Consider the following 15570-nt stretch of genomic DNA (forward strand, 5'->3'; position numbering starts at 1 on the left):
GCGGGGCTCAGGCGAGATAGGCCGGAGCGCTCACGGGCAAAGTAAATCGGAACTCGGCGCCGGCGCCGGGCGCGCGGCCGACCGTGATGGTGCCGCCGTGGGCCTCGACGATGCCCTTGACGATGTAGAGCCCGAGGCCGGTGCCACCGCGCTTGCTGCCCCGCCAGAAGCGGGTGAAGACGCGGTTCATGGACTCCTCCGGGATACCGGGCCCCTCGTCGCTCACCGTGACCGACGTACCGGTGTCCTCGCCCTCTCGGGGGGACGCCGTGGCCGTGACGTCGATCGTGACAGTTCCCTCGCCGTGGCGCACGGCATTTTCCAGGAGATTGCTGAGCACCTGGTCGATCTTGTCGGGGTCGGCCCACAGGTCGGGCAGCGGCTGCTGGACGCGCAGCAGGAACCGGTCGGCCTCCTGCCCGGCGGCGACGTAGGCCTGGATGTGCCGTCCGACGGCCGCGCCGATGTCGACGGGCTGCCTGCGCACCTCCAGCCGGCCGGAGTCGATCCGCGAGATGTCGAGCAGCTCGGCGATGAGCCGGGTGACCCGGTCGGCGTCGGCGTCGACGGTCTCCAGCATCAGCCGTTTCTGGTCGTCGGTGAAGCGTTCCCACTTGGCGAGCAGCGTGGCGGTGAAGCCCTTGACCGAGGTGAGCGGGGAGCGCAGTTCATGGGCGACGGTGGCGATCAGCTCGGCGTGGCTGCGCTCGGTGCGGCGCCGGGCCTCGGTGTCGCGCAGGGTGACGACGAGGCGCCGGACGGGCCCGGTGGGCCGGCCGCGGACGTAGCGCGCGGAGACCAGCACTTCACGGCCGCCGGGGAGCAGGAGGTTGCGCTCGGGCTGTCCGACACGGATGGCGAGGCCGCCGTACGGGTCGGTCAGCTGCCACCAGCGGCGCCCCTCCAGGTCCTCTAACGGCAGGGCCTTCTCCAGCCGCTGCCCGAGGGCGTCCCGCGCGCTGACGGCGGTGATGCGCTGGGCGGCGGCGTTGAAGCAGATGACGCGGCCCTGCTCGTCGGCGACGACGAGTCCGTCGGGCAGCTGGTCGGGGTCGATGCCGAGGCCGGCGAGATCACCGGGCGGCCGGAACGCGGCGGGCGGGTGCCCGGCGTCCTGGGCTCCCGGTGCGCTGCTCGTGCCGACGCTCATCCCCGTTCCCCACCTCTCAGGTTCCATGGGGGTCCCCCCTGCTCGAGCGCAGCCGACAGCTTGGGGGAGGGTCCCTGAGCTGGTCACCCTACTAGTTCCCGGTGACGGAACGGCACCCTCCGGCGGCGCGCTGTGCACGCGCGGACGCATAGAGACATACGGCGGCGGCGGTGGCGAGGTTCAGGCTCTCGGCCTTCCCGTGGATCGGGACGCGCACGACGGCGTCGGTGAGGGCGCGGGTCTCCTCCGGGAGGCCCCAGGCCTCGTTCCCGAAGACCCAGGCGGTCGGCCCGCCCATGGTGCCCTTGTCGAGCTCGTCGTCGAGGTCGCGGTCGCCCGCCCCGTCGGCGGCGAGGACCCGGACACCGGCGGCCCGCAGCCTGTCGACCGCCTGCTCCACGGGGACGCCGACGGCGACGGGCAGGTGGAACAGGGAACCGACGGAGGCGCGGACGGCCTTGGGGTTGTACACGTCGACGGAGGCGTCGGTCAGGACGACGGCCTCGGCACCGGCGGCGTCGGCGCAGCGCAGCACGGTCCCGGCGTTGCCGGGGTCGCGGACGTTGGCGAGCAGGGCGACGAGCCGGGGTCGCGCCTCGAGGACCTCCGCGAAGGACGTGTCCAGGAACCGGCAGACGCCGACGAGTCCCTGCGGGGTGACGGTGGTGGAGATGTCGGCGATGACCTGCTCGGAGGCGAGGTGCACCCGGGCGCCGGCGTCCCGTACGGCCCCCACGATGTCGGCGTACCGCTCGGCGGCCTCCGGCGTCGCGAACAGTTCCACGAGCGTGGCCGTGTCCCCGGCCCGGTGCCCGGCAGCCTCGCGCACAGCCTGCGGCCCCTCCGCGAGGAACAGCCGCTCCTTCCCCCGGAAGTTCCGCTTGGCCAGCCGCCGCGCGGCCAGGACGCGGGGCGAGCGGAGGGAGATGAGCTCGGGCGTGGCGGGGGGCATCCTGTTCACTTTCTCGTAGCTGCACAGCAGGACCCGCAGGCCGTTCGGCCTGCGGGTCCTTGAATCACGTCGGCTTGCGGCCGGCGCGGCGTCACGCAGCCTTGGGCGCGTTGACGTCGCTCGGCAGCGCCTTCTGAGCGACCTCGACGAGCGCGGCGAACGCACCGGCGTCGTTGACGGCCAGCTCGGCCAGGATCTTGCGGTCGACCTCGACGTTCGCGGCCTTCAGACCCTGGATGAAGCGGTTGTACGTGATGCCGTTGGCGCGGGCAGCGGCGTTGATGCGCTGGATCCACAGCTGACGGAAGTCACCCTTGCGCTTCTTGCGGTCGTTGTAGTTGTAGACCAGCGAGTGGGTGACCTGCTCCTTGGCCTTGCGGTACAGGCGCGAACGCTGACCGCGGTAGCCGGAAGCCTGCTCGAGGATCGCCCGGCGCTTCTTGTGGGCGTTCACTGCCCGCTTGACGCGTGCCACTTTTTAACTCCTTGTAGCGGGGCCGCGGTTGTACTCACACGGCCCGATTGGGTCCCGGTCCTGACGTACGGCGCTCACGCGCCGAGGCGTCACTTGCCGAGAAGCTTCTTGATCTTCTTGGCGTCGCCCGGGGCCATCTCGGCGTTGCCGGTGAGGCGACGCGTCACACGGGACGACTTGTGCTCGAGCAGGTGGCGCTTGCCGGCACGCTCACGGAGCACCTTGCCGGAGCCGGTGACCTTGAAGCGCTTGCTGGACCCGCTGTGCGACTTGTTCTTCGGCATAGCGCCGTACTCTCCTCGTCGGTGGCGCTCCGGTGCCCGGTCGTGAAACCGGGCACGGTGGAGCGTCGTCTTGTTTCGGTTGCTTCCTCGGGACTCGCGTCCCCAGGGGTCACGCCTCGGCGGGCTCCTCGGCCGGCGCCTCGACGTCCGCGTCGGCTTCCGCGGCGTTCTGCGAGCGGCCGGGGTTGGCCTTCGCGTCCGCCTTGCGGGCCTCCTGCGCCTGGCGAGCCTCGGCCATCGCCTCGGTCTTCTTCTTGTGCGGACCGAGGACCATGATCATGTTTCGGCCGTCCTGCTTCGGGTTCGACTCCACGAATCCGAGGTCCTGGACGTCCTCCGCGAGACGCTGCAGCAGTCGGTAGCCCAGCTCGGGCCGGGACTGCTCGCGACCACGGAACATGATCGTGATCTTGACCTTGTCGCCCTGCTTGAGGAACCGGACGACGTGACCCTTCTTGGTGTCATAGTCGTGCGGGTCGATCTTCGGCCGGAGCTTCATCTCCTTGATGACCGTGTGCGCCTGGTTCTTGCGCGCCTCACGGGCCTTCATGGCCGACTCGTACTTGAACTTCCCGTAGTCCATGAGCTTGCACACGGGCGGACGGGCATTCGCCGCGACCTCGACCAGGTCCAGGTCGTACTCCTGCGCAAGCTCCAGTGCCTTGGCCAGGGGGACGATGCCCACCTGCTCGCCACTGGGACCGACAAGTCGCACCTCGGGAACGCGAATCCGGTCGTTGATGCGGGGCTCGGCGCTGATGGATCCTCCTCGGTAGCACCACGCGACGGTCTGGCGGACGGCCGCGTAACGTCTCTATTCGATAGACCTAACCGCGCCGAAGCAGAAAAAATGCCCCGGACGATCCCAGGCGGGGCTCCTCGAACTACCGGAGCACCGCCGCGGTGACCGCGGGGCGCGCTTTCGGACGGATCGCCGCCACTGGGACGGGATCGTCTGACCGGTGACCCGCCGCCCTGGGGGCGGTCAGGTGGGAGTTCGAAAGCCTCCACTTGTGGGTCGGGCTCGCGGGCCGTGAGGCATACGGGTCCGACCGGTCGTTACACGAGGTTACCAGCAATGGCCAGGAACGGCTAATTGGGACGCCGTGGGGCCTGGTGCGGCACGGGCCCGTCCTGCGCCTATCGTGTGGGGCATGAGTGAGACCCCTCCTGAGTCCCCCGACTTCGACGCCATGGCCCGCGACATCGCCGAGGTCCCGGCGGTCGAGGTGATCGTGACGGTCGCCGTCAACCTGATGAGCGCCGCCGCGGTGAAGCTCGGCCTGACCGAGGAGGGCGACAAGCACAAGGACCTGGACGAGGCCCGCAAGCTGGTGCACGCGCTGGCCGGTCTGCTGGACGCCTCCGCGACCGAGATCAGCTCCTTCCACGCGTCGCCGCTGCGCGACGGTCTGAAGTCGCTGCAGCTGGCGTTCCGCGAGGCGTCGCTGAGCCCGGACGAGCCGGGCCAGGGGCCGGGCGAGAAGTACACGGGCCCCGTCTACGGCTAGTTCATCCGCGTACGTACAAGGGCTCGCCCGGTGGCGTCGCCCCGGCCGGCAGGACTGCCAGGTCGAGGCCGCGCACCAGGCGGGCCCTCAGTGTCTCGTCGGCGGCGATGCGGCGTGCGACCGCGTGGACGCCGGCGTCGTGCGGCACGGCCGGCTCGAAGACCAGGGCGAGGGTGCCGTCGGCCCGGCCGGGGCCGAGGTAGGCACGCACCACCGCGCGCACGTCGGCGACCACGGCGCGCACCGCGGCCACGACCGCCGGGTCGGCGAGCGGGTCCGTGGTGGTCCGGCCCTCGGCGAGCGACAGCAGGGCGGATCCCGTCAGCTCGAAGGGCACGGGCCCTGCCATGTCCAGTACGACCGTGTCGGCCTTCTCGTGCGCGGCGGCCTGGAGGGCCTGGTGCAGGGGTACGGCGACGGGGCGGGCCGCCGGGTCCCAGCGGGCGAGGGAGTCCGTGGACGTGAAGGCGGGCAGGGCGGTGCGGTTTCCGGCCTTCAGGGTCGGTACGGCCATGTCGCTGGTCTTCTCGTGGCGCAGTCCCCGCTCGTCCTCCTCGACCTCGCCGAGCACGGCCACGACGGGGACGAGCAGCCGGGCGCCCTTGAGGGCGTCGAGGACCGGGCCCACCGCGCCGCGGTCCTCGGACCAGGCGGCGAGTGCCGCGCTCAGCCGGGGGTCGGCGGAGCCGTCGTCGTCGGAGAAGCCGGAGTCGGGGATGTTCTTGTTCGCCACGGTCACCGACCCTATCGGCCGGGTGCCGCCGCTTCGGCAGCGGTTCTGACGGCGGGCCGCTAGAAGTCGTCGCGGTGCGTGCGGCGGCCGCGCCACAGGACCACGGCCGCCACCAGCAGGACGCCGCCGGCGCTGCCCGCGAGCGGTGCGGCCCAGTCCGCGGTGTCGTCGCCGGAGGCCGCGTCGTCCGGGCCGCTGCCGAAGTACTTCTCGCCGTGCGACGCCGAGCGCAGGCCCTCCGGCTCGAGCCCGTCGGCGGCCTTGATGGCGGCGGCCGGGTCGATGAAGCCGAAGCCCCGGGAGTCGTCGCGGCCCCCGACGGGCGCGTTGCGGGCGGTGTCCTCGAGGAGCGACTTGATCTGGGCCGGGGTCAGGTCCGGGTGGGCGGCCTTGACCAGGGCGGCGGCGCCGGAGACGAAGGCGGCGGCGGCACTGGTGCCCCAGCCCTCGTAGTACTTGTGGTCGGGGTCGGCGATGACGACGTCGACGCCGGGGGCACTGACGGTGGCGTACCAGCGGCGGGTGGAGAAGGATGCGCGGGTTCCGGAGCGGTCGACGGCGGTGGCCGCGATGACCCCCGGATAGGCGGCCGGGTAGGAGATGTGGTCGCCCTTCTCACCGCCGTTGCCCGAGGAGGCGACGACGACCACGCCCTTCTTCAGGGCGTACTGGATGGCCGAGTCCTCGGTGGGTTCGGGGTGCGCGGAGGCCGAGTCGTCGCCGAGGGAGAGGTTGATGACGTCGGCGCCGTGGTCGGCGGCCCAGCGGATGCCCTCGGCGAGGGCGTTGCCGCGGGTGCTGCGGGCCTTGGCGCGGGAGGGGTCGCCGTCCTCCAGGATCACGCGGACGGGGAGGATCTTCGCCTCGGGGGCGATGCCGAGGACGCCGTCGGCGTTGCCCGGGCCGTGTCCGTGGCCGGCGATGATGCCGGCCATGGCGGTGCCGTGCCGGGCCCAGGCGCGTTCGCCCGGCTCGGCTCCGAAGCCGACCAGGTCCTTGCCGGTGAGGACGTTGCCGACCAGGTCGGGGTGGTCGGCCTCGACGCCGGTGTCCAGGACGGCGACGGTGACGCCGTCGCCCTTGGTGGTCTGCCAGGCCTCCTGGGTGTGCATGGCCTCCAGGGCCCACTGCTGGGCGCGGATGCTGTCGGCGTGGGCGGCGGGAGCGGGGAGCAGGACGAGGCCGGCGGCGAGCAGGACGCCGAGAGCTCCGGCCCGCCGGGGCACGACAGCCCGCCGGGGCACGAAGGCCCGCCGGGGCACGAAGGCCCGCCGGGGCACGAAGGCTCGCCGGAGCACGGGGGCTCGCCCGGCCGGGCGGCTTGCGGCTGTCACGACGGCTGCTCCGTGGCCGAGCGGACGTTCTTGCGGAGGCCGCGTTCGACGCGGTCGGCGAGGCCCTGGGCCTCGTTGCCGAGGCCGGCCTGGGCCGGGGCGGTGGTGGCGTTCGGCTCCATGGCGTCCTCGGCGGGCTGCGGGTCGTCGACGGTGCGGCCGTCGGCCCAGCCGGAGACGGCGTAGACGACGACCGGGGCCTCGGTGAGCACGGAGACGGTCCAGGAGGCGCGCTGCCCTGTGCCGAAGTGGGCGGCGGGGGTGTCCTTCGCGGCATACGGCAGGGGCATCAGGTCGTTGCGGCGGTCCAGGCGCTCCTTGCGGAAACGGTTCGCGAGGGAGGTCATGCCCCGAGCGTCGGCGGTGGTGAAGAGCAGGCCGACGGTGGTCACATAGCTCTGGGTGGCGTCGGTGTAGGTGGCGCGCAGGAGCCGTTCGCAGCCGACGGGGGCGAGGGCCTTGCGCAGCAGGGGGTCGAAGGCGTCCTTGCAGCCGCTGTCCGGGGCGACCGCGATCCGGGTCCAGGTGCGGTCGGCTCCGCCGGGGCCCGCGCCCCGGCCCTGCACGGTGGGCGGGAACAGCTGGTCGACGGGGACGCTGTGCCAGAGGCTTCCGGCCGTGGCGAAGGTGCCGCGCGAGCCCTCCTCGCCGGAGTCCCCCACCAGCCAGCTGCCGGTGACCGCGCCCGAGATGAGTCCCAGCCCGAGCACGAGGCAGGCGGCGGCCGCGGCGGCCTGCGACGCGCCGCGCCGGCCGAGCGGGCGGGGCCGTGCGTCACCGTCGTAGCCCTCGGGCTCTCCGAACGACACGACGGGCCGCGCGCCGGTGAGGGTCCCGCCGGGAGTCAGGGGGGCGCTCCAGGAGAAGGCCGGGTCGGGGGAGACGGCGGGGGCGGTGTCCGGGGGCGGAGGGGCCGGGGTGGCGGGGCGAGGCCGCTGGGTGGGCGCGGGCGGCACTCGCGTCCCGGTGCCGGCACCGGTTCCGGAGCCGCCACCGGCTCCCGCGAGCAGGCCCGCACCGGCCTGCGGCGCACGGGCGGGGCGCGGCGGGGTGCCGGGGCGTACGGGACCGGGACGGCCGGTGGTCTCGGCGGTCCCGGAGACCGGCCGGCCGGAGGTCTCGGCGGTCTCGGAGGCCGGCCGGCCGGACAGCTCGGCGGGTGTCGGGTCCGCGGGGATCGGCCGCAGGCGCCGGGTCGTCTCCGCCGCGTTCTCGGCGGGTGCGCCGGTACGGCGTGGCATGGGGAGCGGCCCGGGACGGACGGAGGAGCCCGGAAGGTGACGCGGCCGCGGAGGGGTGTCAGGCGGTGTGGACGGCCTGTTCGACGCGGGCCGGGTCTCGGGGCGGACGCCGGGCGGCGTGTCCGGGAAGCGGGCGGAGGCGAGCGGCGGGGGCGGTGCCGCGGGCTCAGTGCGCTCGGTGCGCTCGGGCGCGGCGGCGCCGAGGCTCGGGAAGCGAGGGCGCCCGTTCGCAGCGCCGCGGGTGCCGGAGGACACCGGACCGGCCGAGGCGCCGCCCCGAGCCGCTGTTCCGGACCCGGTGCCGTCCCCTTCCGACGGGCCACCCGCGCCGGAACGCCCACGGGACGAGCCCCGGTCCTCGGCGGCAGATCCGGCCGAGCCCGCCTCGCGCGCCGAGGAGGGACCCTGCGCATCTGTGGTCAGGCCACCGGCGCCGAAGAACCCACGCCGGTCCGACACACCACGCGCCCCGGCGACGGAAGACCCGGGCTGGTCGGTGTCCCGCCCCGAGGACGGCCGCAGCGGCCCCACCGCCGAGCCACCGGCACCGGAGCGCCCGCGCCCGTCCGTGTCCGCCGGAACCGACGCACGCGGCCCCGAAACACCGTCCCCGTCGGCCGGACCACGCCTCCAGGCGGCAGCGGACCCGGTCCGTTCGATGTCCCGCTCGGGAGATGCCGGCAAGCCTCCGGCGCCGGCGTCGCCCGACGACACACGCTCGCTGGCAGACCCGATCTGGTCGGTGTTCCGTGCCGGGGACGGGGGCGGTGAACCCGCCGTCGAGCCCTCGTGCCACGTCGTACTGGACCGGCCGGTGTCAGCGGACTCCCGACTGTCCGCACCCTGCGGGGTGTCGTCGTCGGACGGATCGGCTGGCGTGTTCTCCGGGGGGTGCGGGGGACACGGTGGGCTGCTGGGGCGTGGGGGGAAGGGGGCACGCCGCGCTTCCGTGCTCATGCACCCCCCGTTTCCTCGTGCCCGGGCCGCTGCGTTCCGCGCGGGCCGGTGGCGCCCTGCCCGAGGCCCGGCACGGAATCGTCCCGGGCACACATACCCGTACGGACGGAGCGTCATCCCGGCGCGGATCCCCGGCCGGCTCGTTCCGCCGTACGTGCGCGTCACTCTACGGCTTGTCGCCGCACGAACGGGAACCAGTCCACGACCCCGGGGCATCTGCCCGGAACGTCCCCCTACCCTGCGGTAATCCAGTCTGGCAGGCTGCGTTCATGACTGCGCGCGCCGCCGACCGGGCCCGTTACGACCGGGCCACAGCCCATCTCGACGCCCCTCTAGCGATCGTGGACCTGGAGGCCTTCGACGCCAACGCCGCCGATCTGGTCCGTCGCGCCGGGGGCAAGCCCGTCCGGGTCGCCAGCAAGTCCGTGCGGTGCCGGGCGCTGCTGGAACGCGTCCTGGCCCGGGACGGCTTCGCCGGGATCATGTCCTTCACGCTCGCCGAGTCGCTGTGGCTGGCCCGGTCGGGGTTCGAGGACGTCCTGCTCGCCTACCCGTCGGCCGACCGCGCCGCGTTCGCCGAGCTCGCCGGTGACCCCAAGCTCGCGGCCGCCGTCACCGTCATGGTCGACGACGTGGCCCAGCTCGATCTGATCGACGCCTCGCGGGGCGGCGGTCGTGAAGTGGTGCGCGTCTGCCTGGAGTTGGACACGTCCCTGAGGCTGCTCGGCGGGCGTGTGCGCGTCGGGGCCCGGCGCTCGCCGCTGCACTCCCCCGCGCAGGTCGCGGACGTGGCCCGGTCGGTGGCCCGGCGGCCCGGTTTCGAGGTCGTGGGGATCATGGCGTACGAGGGACATGTCGCCGGAGTCGGGGACGCGGTGGCGGGGCGTCCGCTGCGGTCCCGTGCCGTGCGGCTGATGCAGGCCGCCGCCAAGCGTGAACTCGCCGAGCGGCGTGCGGAGGTGGTGCGCGCGGTGCGGGCCGTCGTGCCGGGTCTGGAGTTCGTCAACGGCGGTGGCACCGGTTCGGTGCAGCACACGGCGGCCGAGGACTCGGTGACCGAGATCGCCGCCGGGTCGGGGCTGTACCAGCCACGGCTGTTCGACAACTACACGTCGTTCAGCGGCCGCCCGGCCGCCCTCTTCGCCCAGCCCGTCGTACGGCGGCCGGGGGTGGGCGTGGTGACCGTGCTCGGTGGCGGATACCCGGCTTCCGGGGCCGCCGGGGCCGACCGCTCGCCCGTGCCGTATCTGCCCGAGGGGCTGCGCTACGACCCTCAGGAGGGGGCCGGTGAGGTGCAGACGCCGCTGCTCGGCTCGCCCGCCGACGATCTGCTGATCGGTGACAAGGTCTGGTTCCGGCACGCGAAGGCCGGTGAGCTGTGCGAGCGGTTCGAGGCGCTGCGGCTGATCGAGGGCGACGCGGTGACGGCGACCGTGCCGACCTACCGCGGCGAGGGTCACACGTTCCTGTAACAGCGTCAGTCCGAGGGGCCGATGCTGCTGCCGACGCCGCCGCCCGTGTCCGCGTCGCCGACCGGGCGGATGCCCTTGGTGACGCGGTCCATGTCGGCGAGGGGTGGTCCGTCCTCGCCGGAGTCGAAGACGTAGCGGACGAGGACGGGTGACTCGGTGCCGACGCTGGAGGGGAAGACGAGCGACTGGACGTAGCCGCCCGGCCCCTTGGCGGTGTGCACCCGCCAGCGCACGAGGTACCCGGCGCGGCCCGCCACCGCGACCGGCCCCGACTTGACGACCTCGTGGGATTCCATGCCCCCGTGGGGCTTGCGGCCGATCCGGTCGCGGTCGTAGGCCTCTTCGGCCGCCTCGGAGATGTCCGCCTTGGCGAGGGCCTCGGGGGACTTCTCGTCGTTCGCGGTGACCGTGCGGGAGAAGACGAGGCCATGGCGGCAGACGGTGCCGTCGCCGGGGCAGTCGTAGGTGCCGTCCGTCGTCATGACGACGTCGCGCTCGGCGACGTGCTGCGGGCGGACCCAGCCGTCGAGCAGCGGGAAGGTGACGCCGTTGAGCTGGTCCTCGACGACGGCGGGGTCGTCGGCGGACGGCTCGGAGGCGGACGCCGCGGGAGTCGGCTCGGAGGCTTCCGAGGCCTCCGGCGTGCTGGGGCCGGAGGGCGTCGGAATCGTCCTCGTCTCCGCGCCGCTGTCGTCGCCGCTGGTGAGCACCACGGCTCCGGTGACGATCGCCGCGACCAGGACCGCCCCGGCGGCGACGAGGGCGATCACCTTCGCGCGCCCGGTGCCGCCGCCCGGGGGCGGGGGCACCGGGCCCGCCGTGGCCCCGGGCGCGCGGCGGTGCTCGGTCCAGGCCGTGCCGTCCCACCAGCGTTCCAGATGGGGGCCGTGCGGGTCGGGATACCAGCCGGGCGGAGGCGTCATGCTCATCCCGGCACTCTAGAGCCAGGGGCCTACAGGGGGGTGACGTACGCCCCCGCGATCCCGCCGTCGACCAGGAAGTCGGTGGCGTTCACGAAGGAGGAGTCGTCGCTGGCCAGGAAGGCGACGGCGGCGGCGATCTCCTCGGCCTCGGCGAACCGGCCGACCGGGACGTGCACCAGGCGGCGCGCGGCGCGCTCCGGGTCCTTGGCGAACAGTTCCTGGAGGAGGGGGGTGTTGACCGGGCCCGGGCAGAGGGCGTTCACGCGGATGCCCTCGCGGGCGAACTGCACGCCCAGTTCACGGGACATGGCGAGGACGCCGCCCTTGGAAGCCGTGTACGAGATCTGGCTGGTGGCTGCGCCCATCCTGGCCACGAAGGACGCCGTGTTGATGATCGAGCCCCGGCCCTGGCGTCGCATGTAGGGGATGGCGGCCTTGCAGCAGAGGTAGACGGAGGTGAGGTTGACCTCCTGGACGCGCTTCCAGGCCTCCAGGCCGGTCTCCAGGATGGAGTCGTCGTCGGGCGGCGAGATGCCGGCGTTGTTGAAGGCGATGTCGACACTGCCGTAGGTGTCGTGGGCGGCCTTGAAGAGGGCCTCGACCTGCTCGGGGTCGGTGACGTCGACCTTGACGAAGGTGCCGCCGGTCTCTTCGGCGGCGGCCTTGCCGCGTACCTCGTCGACGTCGCCGCAGACGACGTGCGCGCCCTCGGAGGCGAGACGGCGCGCGGCGGCGAGGCCGATGCCGCTGCCGGCTCCGGTGACGACGGCGGTACGGCCGACCAGACGGCGGCAGATGGTGTCCTGGGCAGTCACTGTGCGGGGCCCTCCGTGCTGATGAAGACGTTCTTGGTTTCGGTGAAGGCGGCCAGGGCCTCGGGGCCGAGCTCGCGGCCGACGCCCGACTGCTTGTAGCCGCCGAACGGGGTCCAGTAGCGGACGCTGGCATGGGAGTTGACGGACAGGTTGCCGGCGCGCACGGCCTGGGATACGCGCAGGGCACGGCCGACGTCCCGGGTCCAGATGGAGCCGGAGAGGCCGTAGGGGGTGTCGTTGGCCAGGCGGATGGCGTCCGCCTCGTCGGTGAACGGCAGCAGGACGGCGACGGGGCCGAAGATCTCCTCGCGGGCCGCCGCCGAGTCGGGGCTCTCGCCGGTGAGGACGGTCGGCGGGAACCAGAAGCCGGGCCCCCCGGGTGCGCTGCCGCGCAGGGCCTGGGCGTCGTCGGGCACGTAACCCCGGACACGGTCGAGCTGCTGCCGGGAGATCAAGGGGCCCATCTGTGTCTTCTCGTCGGCCGGGTCGCCCACCACCACGGCGGCCAGGGCGTCGGCGAGCAGCTGGCGGACCTCGTCGTAGACCGGCTCCTGGACCAGGACGCGGGTGCGGGCGCAGCAGTCCTGGCCGGAGTTGTCCAGGAAGGAGAAGGGGTCGACGGCGGTCTTGAGGTCGGCGTCGGCGAAGACGATGTTGGGGCTCTTGCCACCGAGTTCGAGGGTGACCGGCTTGACCTGCTCGGCGCCGAGCGCGGCGACGCGCGTCCCGGTGCGGGTGGAGCCGGTGAAGACGACCTTGGCGACACCGGGGTGACGTACCAGTGCTTCGCCCGCGACGGCGCCGTGCCCCGGCAGGACCTGGAAGAGGTGCTCCGGGAGCCCGGCCTCCAGGGCGAGTTCGGCGAGGCGCAGGGCGGTGAGGGGCGTGGTCTCGGCGGGCTTGAGGATGACCGCGTTGCCTGCCGCGAGGGCGGGGGCGGTGCCCCAGGCGGCGATCGGCATGGGGAAGTTCCAGGGCGCGATCACACCGACGACGCCGAGCGGTTCGAGGATCGTGACGTTCAGGCCGCCGGGCACCGGGATCTGCCGGCCGGTGAGCCGCTCCACTCCCCCGGCCGCGTAGTCCAGCAGGTCACGGACGTTGCCGGCCTCCCAGCGGGCGTTGCCGATGAGGTGGCCGGCCTCGCGGACCTCAAGGCGGGCCAGTTCCTCCAGGTGTTCGTCGACGATGGCCGCGAAGCGGCGCAGCAGCCGGGCGCGGTCGCCGGGGGCGAGGGCGGCCCAGACCGTCTGGGCCCGGGTGGCCAGGGTGACCGCCGCGTCGACGTCGGCCGGGCCGGCCGCAGCGATGGCGGCGACGACCTCCTCGGTCGCGGGGTTCAGTACTTCCAGGAGGGGCTCGGAAGACATGAGGGGCCTCACATACGTTCGAAGGAGCGGCGCAGCTCCCAGTCGGTCACCGCGGCGTCGAAGGCGTCAAGTTCGACCCGGGCCATATTGCGGTAGTGCGCGACGACCTCGTCCCCGAAGGCGGCCTTGGCAATGGGGCTGTTCTCCCAGAGCTCGGCGGCCTCGCGCAGGGTGGTGGGGACGTGGGCGAAGTCGGCGGTGTAGGCGTTGCCGGGGCAGGGCTCGGGCAGCTCCAGCTTCTGCTCGATGCCGTGCAGCCCGGCCGCCACGAGTCCGGCGACGGCGAGGTAGGGGTTGACGTCGCCGCCGGGCAGCCGGTTCTCGAAGCGCAGGGAGCGGCCGTGGCCGACCACGCGCAGCGCGCAGGTGCGGTTGTCGTGGCCCCAGGCGACGGCGGTCGGGGCGAAGGAGCCGGGCTGGAACCGCTTGTAGGAGTTGATGTGGGGGGCGTAGAGCAGGGAGAAGTCGCGCAGGGCGGCGAGCTGCCCGGCGAGGAAGTGGCGCATGAGGTCCGACATGCCGCCCTCGCCGTCACCGGCCATGGCGTTGCCGCCGTGCGCGTCCGCGAGCGAGAGGTGGATGTGGCAGGAGTTGCCCTCGCGCCCGTTGTACTTGGCCATGAAGGTGATCGACATGCCCTCCTGGGCGGCGATCTCCTTGGCGCCGGTCTTGTAGACGGAGTGCTGGTCGCAGGTGACCAGGGCCTCGTCGTAGCGGAAGGCGATCTCGTGCTGGCCGGGGTTGCACTCGCCCTTGGCGGACTCGACGGTGAGGCCGGCCGCCGCCATCTCGTTGCGGATCCGGCGCAGCAGGGGCTCGATGCGGCCGGTGCCGAGGACCGAGTAGTCGATGTTGTACTGGTTGGCCGGGGTCAGGTCTCTGTAGCCGGCGTCCCAGGCCTGTTCGTAGGTGTCCTTGAAGACGATGAACTCCAGCTCGGTGCCGACCTGGGCGGTGTAGCCGAGTTCGGCCAGGCGCTCCAGCTGGCGGCGCAGTATCTGGCGGGGCGCGGCGACGACCGGGGAGCCGTCGCTCCAGGCGAGGTCGGCGTGGAGCATGGCCGTGCCCTCGTTCCAGGGGACGCGGCGCAGCGTGCTCAGGTCCGGGTGCATCGCGAAGTCGCCGTAGCCGCGGTCCCAGGAGGACATCGCGTATCCGTCGACGGTGTTCATCTCGGTGTCGACGGCGAGCAGGTAGTTGCAGCCCTCGGTGCCGTGCTGGAGCACCTCGTCGAGGAAGAAGCGGGCGGCGAACCGCTTGCCCTGGAGCCGCCCTTGCATGTCGGGGAAGGCCAGGACGACAGTGTCGATCTCACCGCCCGCGACGAGGGCGTGCAGCTCCTCGACGCTCAGCGGGGCTGTGCGGTCTGCCACGGGAAGGCCTCCTAGGCTCCTTGGATCCGCTGCCTGGATCCGCCGGGAGCCATAAGGTATTGCGGAGAACCATTGCTTGGGAAGGGGGTACGGCCACATGCCGGAGGAAGCTGGGGGCGAGGTGCGGGACGGACTGACGCCGGTGCTGCGGCCGGTGCGCGCGGGCAACGGCTTCGAGGAGGCGCTGGAGCAGATCCTTCAGGTCGTACGGCTGGGTCTGGTGGCCGGGGGCGAGCGGCTGCCGGCCGAGCGGGAGCTGGCGGAGCGGCTGGGGATCAGCCGGGTGACGCTGCGCGAGGTGCTGAAGGTGCTCCAGGACCAGGGCCTCGTGGAGTCACGGCGCGGCCGGTACGGCGGGACGTTCGTACGGTCCCGCACGGACGCCGGCGGCGAGGACGAACTGCGGCGCCGGGTCGCCGAGGTCGACATAGAGGACGTCCTGCGCTTCCGGGAGGTGCTGGAGGTGGGAGCCGCGGGGCTGTGCGCGGCACACGGACTGGACGAGAAGCAGGCCGGACAGCTCCGCGAGGCCCTGGCCCGCACGCACGACGCCCCGCTCGCCGAGTACCGCCGTCTGGACACGCTGCTGCACCTCACGCTCGCCGAGCTGTCCGGCTCCCCCACGCTCACGGCCCAGTACGCGGCCGTGCGCGCGAGCGTCAACGACCTGCTCGACTGCATCCCGCTCCTGGTGCGCAACCTGGAGCACTCCCAGCGGCAGCACACCGCCCTGGTGGAGGCCGTGATCGAGGGCGACGCGGATCAGGCGCGGGAGATCATGCGCGAGCACTGCGGGGGGACGGCGGCACTGCTGCGCGGGTTCCTGGGCTGAGCCGGGCCGTGTTCCGGGCCGGTGAGGATTTACGGGCGATTGACGCACGGGTCTTGCCTTCCCTCGGTCGGCACCGCAAAGGTATGGCCTCATTCCATTGAGTCGAAGCCCGCTCGACGCCCTGACCGCCGCCCCGTGGGGAGTCTGC

Annotated in this window: 15 protein-coding genes; 3 read left to right on the top strand and 12 right to left on the bottom strand. The window is 73.1% G+C overall.

Annotated features, from left to right (window positions below):
* Positions 1-7: 7 nt before the first annotated feature.
* The 5 genes from ACIBK5_RS19445 to infC all read right to left on the bottom strand — a co-directional run bounded on the left by ACIBK5_RS19445 (position 8) and on the right by infC (position 3621).
* On the bottom strand, positions 8-1150 hold the full coding sequence (locus ACIBK5_RS19445; RefSeq protein WP_399021086.1) for an ATP-binding protein: 1143 nt from the start codon (positions 1148-1150) through the stop codon (positions 8-10).
* Positions 1151-1241: 91 nt separating this feature from the next.
* The gene (locus ACIBK5_RS19450; protein ID WP_399021087.1) at positions 1242-2102 is read right to left on the bottom strand and encodes a TrmH family RNA methyltransferase; all 861 of its coding nucleotides are present in this window, start codon (positions 2100-2102) and stop codon (positions 1242-1244) included.
* 91 nt (positions 2103-2193) lie between these two features.
* Positions 2194-2577, bottom strand: coding sequence for a 50S ribosomal protein L20 (gene rplT / locus ACIBK5_RS19455; protein WP_004002577.1), 384 nt, complete (start codon positions 2575-2577; stop codon positions 2194-2196).
* A gap of 89 nt (positions 2578-2666) precedes the next feature.
* On the bottom strand, positions 2667-2861 hold the full coding sequence (gene rpmI, locus ACIBK5_RS19460; protein WP_003989075.1) for a 50S ribosomal protein L35: 195 nt from the start codon (positions 2859-2861) through the stop codon (positions 2667-2669).
* A gap of 109 nt (positions 2862-2970) precedes the next feature.
* Complete coding sequence (gene infC, locus ACIBK5_RS19465; RefSeq protein ID WP_399021288.1) at positions 2971-3621, bottom strand: translation initiation factor IF-3; 651 nt, start codon at positions 3619-3621, stop codon at positions 2971-2973.
* 394 nt (positions 3622-4015) lie between these two features.
* Between infC and ACIBK5_RS19470 the strand changes: the two genes are divergently transcribed.
* Positions 4016-4372 (top strand): DUF1844 domain-containing protein, encoded by a 357-nt coding sequence (locus tag ACIBK5_RS19470; protein ID WP_215122530.1) that lies wholly within the window; start codon positions 4016-4018, stop codon positions 4370-4372.
* Position 4373: 1 nt separating this feature from the next.
* Here ACIBK5_RS19470 and ACIBK5_RS19475 read toward each other — a convergent pair whose 3' ends face one another.
* The 3 genes from ACIBK5_RS19475 to ACIBK5_RS19485 form a co-directional block, all read right to left on the bottom strand.
* Positions 4374-5105, bottom strand: a complete 732-nt coding sequence (locus tag ACIBK5_RS19475; protein ID WP_399021088.1) for an SseB family protein — start codon at positions 5103-5105, stop codon at positions 4374-4376.
* 59 nt (positions 5106-5164) lie between these two features.
* Positions 5165-6349 carry a type VII secretion-associated serine protease mycosin gene (gene mycP, locus ACIBK5_RS19480; protein ID WP_399021289.1) on the bottom strand — a complete coding sequence of 395 codons (1185 nt, stop codon included), beginning with the start codon at positions 6347-6349 and terminating at the stop codon, positions 5165-5167.
* A gap of 86 nt (positions 6350-6435) precedes the next feature.
* Positions 6436-7680, bottom strand: coding sequence for a hypothetical protein (locus tag ACIBK5_RS19485; protein ID WP_399021089.1), 1245 nt, complete (start codon positions 7678-7680; stop codon positions 6436-6438).
* A gap of 1226 nt (positions 7681-8906) precedes the next feature.
* Here ACIBK5_RS19485 and ACIBK5_RS19490 point away from each other — a divergent pair.
* The gene (locus ACIBK5_RS19490) at positions 8907-10109 is read left to right on the top strand and encodes an amino acid deaminase/aldolase (RefSeq protein WP_399021090.1); all 1203 of its coding nucleotides are present in this window, start codon (positions 8907-8909) and stop codon (positions 10107-10109) included.
* 5 nt (positions 10110-10114) lie between these two features.
* Here the strand turns inward: ACIBK5_RS19490 and ACIBK5_RS19495 are convergent, their stop codons facing one another.
* The 4 genes from ACIBK5_RS19495 to ACIBK5_RS19510 are packed head-to-tail and all read right to left on the bottom strand — an operon-like array spanning position 10115 to position 14590.
* The gene (locus ACIBK5_RS19495) at positions 10115-11032 is read right to left on the bottom strand and encodes a DUF2510 domain-containing protein (RefSeq protein WP_399021290.1); all 918 of its coding nucleotides are present in this window, start codon (positions 11030-11032) and stop codon (positions 10115-10117) included.
* 29 nt (positions 11033-11061) lie between these two features.
* Entirely contained in the window at positions 11062-11847 is a 786-nt protein-coding gene (locus ACIBK5_RS19500) for a 3-oxoacyl-ACP reductase (RefSeq protein ID WP_399021091.1), read from the bottom strand.
* Positions 11844-13217, bottom strand: a complete 1374-nt coding sequence (locus ACIBK5_RS19505; protein WP_399021092.1) for an aldehyde dehydrogenase family protein — start codon at positions 13215-13217, stop codon at positions 11844-11846. The genes ACIBK5_RS19500 and ACIBK5_RS19505 overlap by 4 nt, the downstream gene beginning before the upstream one ends.
* Before the next feature lie 8 nt (positions 13218-13225).
* The gene (locus ACIBK5_RS19510) at positions 13226-14590 is read right to left on the bottom strand and encodes a glutamine synthetase family protein (protein WP_399021093.1); all 1365 of its coding nucleotides are present in this window, start codon (positions 14588-14590) and stop codon (positions 13226-13228) included.
* A 97-nt stretch (positions 14591-14687) separates the two neighbouring features.
* Here ACIBK5_RS19510 and ACIBK5_RS19515 point away from each other — a divergent pair, with 97 nt between their 5' ends.
* Positions 14688-15422 carry a FadR/GntR family transcriptional regulator gene (locus ACIBK5_RS19515; protein ID WP_399021094.1) on the top strand — a complete coding sequence of 245 codons (735 nt, stop codon included), beginning with the start codon at positions 14688-14690 and terminating at the stop codon, positions 15420-15422.
* Positions 15423-15570: the final 148 nt, after the last annotated feature.

Source organism: Streptomyces sp. NPDC050546 (genome assembly GCF_044457425.1).
Taxonomy (GTDB): domain Bacteria; phylum Actinomycetota; class Actinomycetes; order Streptomycetales; family Streptomycetaceae; genus Streptomyces.

Coding starts and splice junctions, on each gene's coding strand:
- ACIBK5_RS19445 (WP_399021086.1), bottom strand. CDS start 1,150: ATGAGCGTCGGCACGAGCAGCGCACCGGGAGCCCAGGACGCCGGGCAC.
- ACIBK5_RS19450 (WP_399021087.1), bottom strand. CDS start 2,102: ATGCCCCCCGCCACGCCCGAGCTCATCTCCCTCCGCTCGCCCCGCGTC.
- rpmI (WP_003989075.1), bottom strand. CDS start 2,861: ATGCCGAAGAACAAGTCGCACAGCGGGTCCAGCAAGCGCTTCAAGGTC.
- ACIBK5_RS19470 (WP_215122530.1), top strand. CDS start 4,016: ATGAGTGAGACCCCTCCTGAGTCCCCCGACTTCGACGCCATGGCCCGC.
- ACIBK5_RS19485 (WP_399021089.1), bottom strand. CDS start 7,680: ATGCCACGCCGTACCGGCGCACCCGCCGAGAACGCGGCGGAGACGACC.
- ACIBK5_RS19490 (WP_399021090.1), top strand. CDS start 8,907: ATGACTGCGCGCGCCGCCGACCGGGCCCGTTACGACCGGGCCACAGCC.
- ACIBK5_RS19495 (WP_399021290.1), bottom strand. CDS start 11,032: ATGACGCCTCCGCCCGGCTGGTATCCCGACCCGCACGGCCCCCATCTG.
- ACIBK5_RS19505 (WP_399021092.1), bottom strand. CDS start 13,217: ATGTCTTCCGAGCCCCTCCTGGAAGTACTGAACCCCGCGACCGAGGAG.
- ACIBK5_RS19515 (WP_399021094.1), top strand. CDS start 14,688: ATGCCGGAGGAAGCTGGGGGCGAGGTGCGGGACGGACTGACGCCGGTG.